The following is a 6,338-nucleotide window of genomic DNA, read 5'->3' on the forward strand; positions in this document are numbered from 1 at the left end:
CGGATGATATGATGTTTTGGATACGAGATAATTTTGCTGCAAAAAACATTCAATATCCGGGGAGGTTTTTCCGTGGACGAGCTCTACCAAAAAACAAGAAAGTTTAACGTTTCCGACTATCGTTCTCTGTTGCATCGACTGGTGGATGAGGCGCAGCAGCATGTGGAACAAGGCAGTTCGGAACATAAAGTATTTGGTGAGAAACTATATCGATGCATCGAAGCACAAGTGAATGCGATTGAACAAGAACGACTTCAAGCCGAACAGCTGCAAACGACGGTTCACATCATTTTCAGCCTCTCGGATGCCGGTTCTTTGAAAGTGACGCTGAGCAAGCTGGGAAAACGGCTGGAAAACCGCGTGCTCGCATTCAATGACATGTTTTCCGTTGGCCCCATCAAGGATTTGCATACCCTAAGAGGGCAGCAGGCTCGGCAAGCCTGGATCACGGAGAATGATCCGGAGCATCTTTTCTCGGTCCGACATAATGCCGCTAACGAAATCGGGGCGATGATGGATACGTTGCGAAATATTCCCGAAAGCAAGAAGGTAATCATTTGGTGCGCGGATAACGCCCATGATCAGACCGGACTCCGTTTTGCATTGTATGTGCTTAGGGAGCGCAAAAACGTAATCCATATCGCGAATGTGACACATGCTTGCAAGGAAATGGGAACGAATTGGGGTGAGGAAGCAGCTCCCTATGCGGCAGCACATATCGAACGTGATACATATGTTGAAATGGTGAAAAATTATGGGGAGGGGTACGCTCTGAACCGTGCCGAAAGGATCGCATTGGAAGCGGAGTGGGAAGAATTGGCCGGTCAGGATCATATCCTGCGTTTATGGAAAAATGGGTCGATCATAGGTTGCGAGGAAGAAGACCTTGATGATGTTATTGTATCTTCCATGGTTGAACTGCAGCGCCACCAGGAAAATTCGGGCGCATTTGTTGAGGCTGCTGATCTGGTCATTCATGTTTTGAATTCGATCCGGCAAAGGGTAACCCTTACGTTCATAACCCATCGAATTTGGAAATTAGTCAGCGAGGGCGTGTTTGTTTTCCGGGGAATGCCAGGACAGCTGCATCAATTTTCATTACGTTTAATGGGAGAGAAGTGAGGAGGGGATACAATAGACACAATATAAGAGGAGATGTTGACAGAAGTTGCTCTTAATTCTATAATTCAATTAATCAATTGAATATATAATGATGGTTAAGGGGGATTTATTTTATGGGAGCAACAGCGCTGAATAAAGATACATTTGAACCAACGATCCAGAGCGGGGTAACCCTGGTCGATTTTTGGGCACCTTGGTGCGGACCATGCCAGGTTCAACTGCCGATCGTGCATGAACTGGCTGACGAATTGGCCGAGCAAGCGACGATGGCTACGGTGAACATTGACGAGGAATTGGATCTGGCCTCCAAATACGGCGTTCGAAGCATTCCCACCTTGCTGTTGTTCAAGGATGGCAAGCTGATGAAAACGATGGTAGGCATTACTTCCAAACAGGTGCTCAAAGACCGAATTAAAGAATTGGGAGCATAATTCAGTATGGGCCATGTTCTGGAACTGGGCTCCATTGGTGAAGTGCATGAATTCGTTCAAAACCACCGTTTGAGCATATTATATGTGACCCAGGAAGATTGCTCGGTGTGCCATGCCATTTACCCGAAACTGTTGAAATTGACCGATGAATTTCCCGAAGCCAAGCTGGGGCGGGTCGATGCTGGCAAAGTAAAGGAGGTTGCGGGGGGATTTTTGATTTTCTCGGCGCCTGCCATATTGGTATTTCTTGATGGGAAAGAGTATATTCGTGAAGGACGTTTTGTTCAATTCGATGGTTTGGCAAGCCGGCTGGAGCTGCTATCCCGCACCGAATAACACGCTTTAGCCGGATGATACACAAAAAGACTTCAAGCTATTCACTGGGATAGTCTTGAAGTCTTTTTATGCTGCGATCGATGAAATTCCCCGGTTTGTTCGTCTGCGCCGCTTGGTTGTAATCTGTTCCCGGGTTAACGTTTCATTTTCAATGTACTTCAAAATGCTCCTGCCATTCATTGAATCCTTCTTCCATACGAAAAGCTCTGAAGCCTTCGGATTGCAATTTTTGCGCCGCTAACGCAGAATACACGCACAAAGGTCCGCGGCAATAGGCAACGATCTCCGTATGTTTGGGCAATTCGTTCATTAGAACGTCCAAATTCTCCATAGGCATGGAGATGGCCCCTTGAATATGTCCCATGTCGTACTCTTCTTGAGGACGCAGGTCAACCAGTACAATATCCTCGGATCGCAGTTTCTCCATGACTTCGTCCATCGTCAACGTATGAATGTCGTCGAGATTGTTCAGGAAATCCTCTTTCATCTTCCCGATATCAGGCAGCTGTTTTTCGCTGATTTTCCATAATGAACCGAGAAAATCGATAATTTCGGGATCGGCCAAAGAATAAATGGCGTAGGTTCCTTTTTTCGTGAACTTAACCAGCTTGGCATCAAGCAATATCTGAAGGTGACGGGAAACGTTCGCCATGTTCATGTCCGTGCAGCCAGCCAATTTTTCGACGGTTTTGGGTCCTTGGGACAATACGTTTAACATTTCCAGCCGCTTGTCGCTGGATAAAGCTTTTCCGATTCTGGCCAATTGTTTATAGAGGTCTTCTTTGAAAAGTCGCGCGCATTTCAGCATGTCTTCCATATGATCAGCCTCGATTCTTATCGTATCGTGAACTATGGGGGATGTCCCATAAGTTGATCAATCCATTGATTATTAGAATTTTAAACATGAAACGGAAGAGAGTCAAGCAAAGCGGGGGAGATGCGGATTGACGAATGGTCATTCACATGGTAATATTCAATTATATAATTGAATATTTGATAGATGACGATCACACGAAAACAGGGAGGCATTCCTATGAAAAAAATAAGTTCGAAAACCGAATTCGATACAGCGATCCAGTCGTCCAAACTTACGGTTGCGGTTTTTAAAGCAGACTGGTGCAGTGATTGCAAATTTATCGATCCGTTTATGCCGGAAGTGGAGCAAAAATTCGCCGATGCGCTGAATTTGATCGAGGTGGATGTGGATCAGGTTGGTTCAGTGAGCGAAGAGCAGCGCATTATGGGCATTCCCAGCTTTGTTGCCTATGCAGACGGTGCCGAGTTGAACCGGTTCGTCAACAAATTGCGCAAATCGCGGGAGGAAATCGAGACGTTTTTGCAAAGCGCGGTGGAGGCAGGGCAAGCTCGTTCCTGAGACAAAGGGGACGGCTCGGCTCGCGGCCTAATTTAATATATCTTGACATGCTTAAACGACCGTTTCTTCGATATAAGGAAACGGTCGTTTCTATATGATGCATTCCATGTAATCCACAAAAAACATCCACACGTTAACGGAGAGATAGAGCCAATCTGGGGATAACGGCGATCGGAAGATGGTACTGCGCTCGCAGTGCCCTGATGGGATTTATTATTACGGTTTATATATGTACTAATTTGTATCGATATGAAAAATGCCAATCTCATTGTAATGCTCCAGCTTATATTCGATCGTGCCAAGACTGCAGTTCAGCATGTCCATTTGCTTCAAAATGTGCAGCCGATGCTGCTCCAGCATCTCCTTTCGCTGTTCGCTGGTGGAGGAACCCTCCAGGCATAACAGCATGAATGCTTTGATGTCCTCCAGAGACATGCCGCTGTCCTTCAGGCAGCGGACCAATTCCAGCCAGCATATATCCATCTCGGAATATTTGCGGGTGCCGTATTCCGTCTTTTTCAATAAAGGCATCAATCCTGCCCGGTCGTAGAAGCGCAATGTGGAAGGCGGCAGTTGGGTGCGTTCCGCGGCTTGTTTGATCGTATATTCCACGCAAATCTTCCTTTCGAAATAAATCGGTTGAATGGGCTTGACTTAAACATAAGTTTAACCACTATCCTAAGATTGTTCAATAGAGCGTTTTCACCAGAAAGAGGCTCTGGACTAACCAAACCATTCAATAGAGGAGTGATTCTGTTGAAATACAGAAGACTGGGCAGAAGCGGACTGAAAGTGAGCGAAATCGGATTGGGGAGCTGGCTGACCTATGGTTCGGCCACATCGGAGGAAGCGGCGCGCGCCTGTATGCATAAGGCATATGAGCTGGGCATCAACTTTTTCGACACATCCAATTCCTATCCGGGAGCCGAGGCGGTTATGGGCAGCACCCTGAAGGAGTATCCGCGCAGCAGTTACGTGTTGGCGACGAAGTTGTTTTTTCCGCAAGGTCCGGGGCCGAACGATCGCGGGTTATCCCGCAAACACATCATGGAGCAGTGCGAGGCGAGCTTAAAGCGACTGGGCACGGATTACATCGATTTGTATCAATGCCATCGTTTTGATGCGGAGACTCCCGTTGACGAGACGCTTCGGGCACTGGATGACCTGCAGGCGCAAGGCAAAATTTTGTATGCAGGCGTCAGCGAATGGACGGCAGCACAGATCGCGGAAGCTTCCGGCATCGGCAGACGCCTGAATCTGCGGCCGCTTATTTCCAATCAGCCCATTTACAACATGTTTGAGCGGTACATCGAAAGAGAGGGTGTTGTTGAACGATGCGAGCAGGAAGGGCTGGGGCTGATCGTGTTTTCTCCGCTGGCGCAAGGCGTGTTGACCGGCAAATACAAACCTGGACAGCAGATTCCCGAGGGCACGCGGGCCGCGAATGATCAAACGAATGGCGTAATCAACAGCTATTTGCGCGACGACGTGCTCCAGTGCACCGCACAGCTTTCCGAACTGGCTGAAGAAATCGGGGCGTCGTTGTCCCAATTCGCTTTGGCATGGATTCTGCGTCAGCCTGCCGTGAGTTCGGCCATCATTGGCTCCAGCAGACCCGCGCAAATCGAAGAGAACATCAAAGCGACGGAGCTGGAGCTAACGCCGGATATCATTTCGCGTACGGAGGAAATTTTGTCCCAAGTCAGTCATTTCGCACCAATGAGATAAGAGAAGTCGATCACAGGTGCCAGCGAGCTTAAGGCTGAAATGTTTCCCCTCAGAAAATTGAGAATTTTGAATTTTTCCACAAGAACCGAAGGGTTGGGCTACCAGCACTTCGGTTTTTGGCATGTAAAGAGAATATTGTTGGCAACAACATTCCCTTCCTATAACTTATGGAGGCCAACATAGTGGATTAGTCGTCTTCCTTCTAATTACGGATTCAATCGTATATTTTGAAATTAGTTTTGGATATTTTCAAACAAATGGAAAGAATGAGGTATACTGAATTAAAGGGAATATCAGTAAAATGATATGGACATATCAAATTTATATTTAAGGATGTTAATTCTATGATAATGATACTAAGTGATTAAATGAATAATGGAGGAGAATGATGAAAAATAATAAGGTGTTATGGATGTTTATATCAACTATTATTTTAATAGTCGCCATGTCTCTTACTGGTTGTTCAAAATTGCAAACAAGGATTATTCTCATGGGAGAGAGCGAACATTGGAGAGGCGAGTTCGATACTACAGTAACAAGTGGAAGAGAAGAAAATGGAGAGTATACTATATTATACACAAAGGATAATTGGGGAGATATTAGAGGATATAAAATTGATATAAATGAAGGGAGAAATAAAAGACAGGAAGAAGGCGGTTTAGCTTCAAATGTTATAAAGTTCCCTATAACGCGAACAAAAGGTTCCCAAGTCAGTAGTAATGAAGACCAAACTATTGTCATCGAGTGGAAAGATCTCAATGGTAACAACTTTGAAGAAAAACTGACTTTAAAAGAAAAATAACTTATTATCTCAACTTTCGCAGCTCAAATCTCCAAACAAACCCTTGATATAGCTGGGTAAACCAGAGATCCATTCTTGTCGTTGACAAAAAATGTCCGTTTTGTTCTGTTTTGTTTTTGCTTGAGACATGTCGAGAAATAAACTCATCAGTTGCAGAAGCGCCGTCTGGAAGTCCAGATCACGAACCTCATCGGCGAAGAGAAAAAAGAGTCCTCCCAGTGTGCGGTCATCACTGGTTTCGCGCCGTTCATATTCCATCGCCAAATAACGGCTGAATACCACCGTCGTGTGGCTAATCAGTTGGTCAAAGGAGCGTCCTTGAAATTCGGTTCCCAGTTTCAAATAGCTCTTCGTAACTTAAAAAAGGTCTCAATACTCCAACGCATCCCATAGATTCGTACAATTTCAGCGGCGTCCAGCGTAACATCTGTACTCAAAATGGTAAAGCCATTCTCGTCTCTTATTTCGGTTGCGCACAAATACAAGCTTCACGGGCAGACCACACGAAGTATGCACAACCACAGAACCTTTGATGTCGTTTGTA

Annotated in this window: 8 protein-coding genes and 1 pseudogene; 6 read left to right on the top strand and 3 right to left on the bottom strand. The window is 45.7% G+C overall.

The window, feature by feature from the left end; all coding sequences use genetic code 11:
• Nucleotides 1-72: 72 nt before the first annotated feature.
• The 3 genes from L6H98_RS17540 to L6H98_RS17550 all read left to right on the top strand — a co-directional run bounded on the left by L6H98_RS17540 (nt 73) and on the right by L6H98_RS17550 (nt 1,889).
• A complete protein-coding gene (locus L6H98_RS17540; protein ID WP_236417030.1) occupies nt 73-1,122 on the top strand; it encodes a DUF1835 domain-containing protein in 1,050 nt (349 codons plus the stop codon).
• A 113-nt stretch (nt 1,123-1,235) separates the two neighbouring features.
• The gene (gene trxA / locus L6H98_RS17545; RefSeq protein ID WP_236417031.1) at nt 1,236-1,553 is read left to right on the top strand and encodes a thioredoxin; all 318 of its coding nucleotides are present in this window, start codon (nt 1,236-1,238) and stop codon (nt 1,551-1,553) included.
• A gap of 6 nt (nt 1,554-1,559) precedes the next feature.
• Nucleotides 1,560-1,889 carry a thioredoxin family protein gene (locus L6H98_RS17550; RefSeq protein ID WP_236417032.1) on the top strand — a complete coding sequence of 110 codons (330 nt, stop codon included), beginning with the start codon at nt 1,560-1,562 and terminating at the stop codon, nt 1,887-1,889.
• 148 nt (nt 1,890-2,037) lie between these two features.
• On the opposite strand, the gene L6H98_RS17555 is transcribed toward L6H98_RS17550, so the two are convergent.
• The gene (locus L6H98_RS17555) at nt 2,038-2,706 is read right to left on the bottom strand and encodes a metalloregulator ArsR/SmtB family transcription factor (RefSeq protein ID WP_236417034.1); all 669 of its coding nucleotides are present in this window, start codon (nt 2,704-2,706) and stop codon (nt 2,038-2,040) included.
• A gap of 216 nt (nt 2,707-2,922) precedes the next feature.
• On the opposite strand from L6H98_RS17555, the gene L6H98_RS17560 reads away from it, so the two are divergent.
• Nucleotides 2,923-3,264, top strand: coding sequence for a thioredoxin family protein (locus L6H98_RS17560; protein ID WP_236417036.1), 342 nt, complete (start codon nt 2,923-2,925; stop codon nt 3,262-3,264).
• Between the two features lie 234 nt (nt 3,265-3,498).
• On the opposite strand, the gene L6H98_RS17565 is transcribed toward L6H98_RS17560, so the two are convergent.
• The gene (locus L6H98_RS17565) at nt 3,499-3,876 is read right to left on the bottom strand and encodes a MerR family transcriptional regulator (RefSeq protein WP_236417037.1); all 378 of its coding nucleotides are present in this window, start codon (nt 3,874-3,876) and stop codon (nt 3,499-3,501) included.
• A gap of 144 nt (nt 3,877-4,020) precedes the next feature.
• On the opposite strand from L6H98_RS17565, the gene L6H98_RS17570 reads away from it, so the two are divergent.
• Both L6H98_RS17570 and L6H98_RS17575 read left to right on the top strand, forming a co-directional pair.
• The gene (locus tag L6H98_RS17570; RefSeq protein WP_236417038.1) at nt 4,021-4,992 is read left to right on the top strand and encodes an aldo/keto reductase family protein; all 972 of its coding nucleotides are present in this window, start codon (nt 4,021-4,023) and stop codon (nt 4,990-4,992) included.
• 385 nt (nt 4,993-5,377) lie between these two features.
• Nucleotides 5,378-5,794 (top strand): hypothetical protein, encoded by a 417-nt coding sequence (locus tag L6H98_RS17575; protein WP_236417039.1) that lies wholly within the window; start codon nt 5,378-5,380, stop codon nt 5,792-5,794.
• Between the two features lie 9 nt (nt 5,795-5,803).
• On the opposite strand, the pseudogene L6H98_RS17580 reads toward L6H98_RS17575, so the two are convergent.
• Nucleotides 5,804-6,338, bottom strand: a pseudogene (locus tag L6H98_RS17580) (IS4 family transposase); the annotation flags it as partial.

It is taken from the genome of Paenibacillus sp. JJ-223 (genome assembly GCF_927798175.1).
GTDB classification, from domain to species: domain Bacteria; phylum Bacillota; class Bacilli; order Paenibacillales; family Paenibacillaceae; genus Paenibacillus; species Paenibacillus hubeiensis.

What these genes read in the sequence shown, in the direction of transcription:
- trxA (WP_236417031.1), top strand. Translation starts at nt 1,236, where the DNA reads ATGGGAGCAACAGCGCTGAATAAAGATACATTTGAACCAACGATCCAG.
- L6H98_RS17550 (WP_236417032.1), top strand. Translation starts at nt 1,560, where the DNA reads ATGGGCCATGTTCTGGAACTGGGCTCCATTGGTGAAGTGCATGAATTC.
- L6H98_RS17555 (WP_236417034.1), bottom strand. Translation starts at nt 2,706, where the DNA reads ATGGAAGACATGCTGAAATGCGCGCGACTTTTCAAAGAAGACCTCTAT.
- L6H98_RS17560 (WP_236417036.1), top strand. Translation starts at nt 2,923, where the DNA reads ATGAAAAAAATAAGTTCGAAAACCGAATTCGATACAGCGATCCAGTCG.
- L6H98_RS17575 (WP_236417039.1), top strand. Translation starts at nt 5,378, where the DNA reads ATGATGAAAAATAATAAGGTGTTATGGATGTTTATATCAACTATTATT.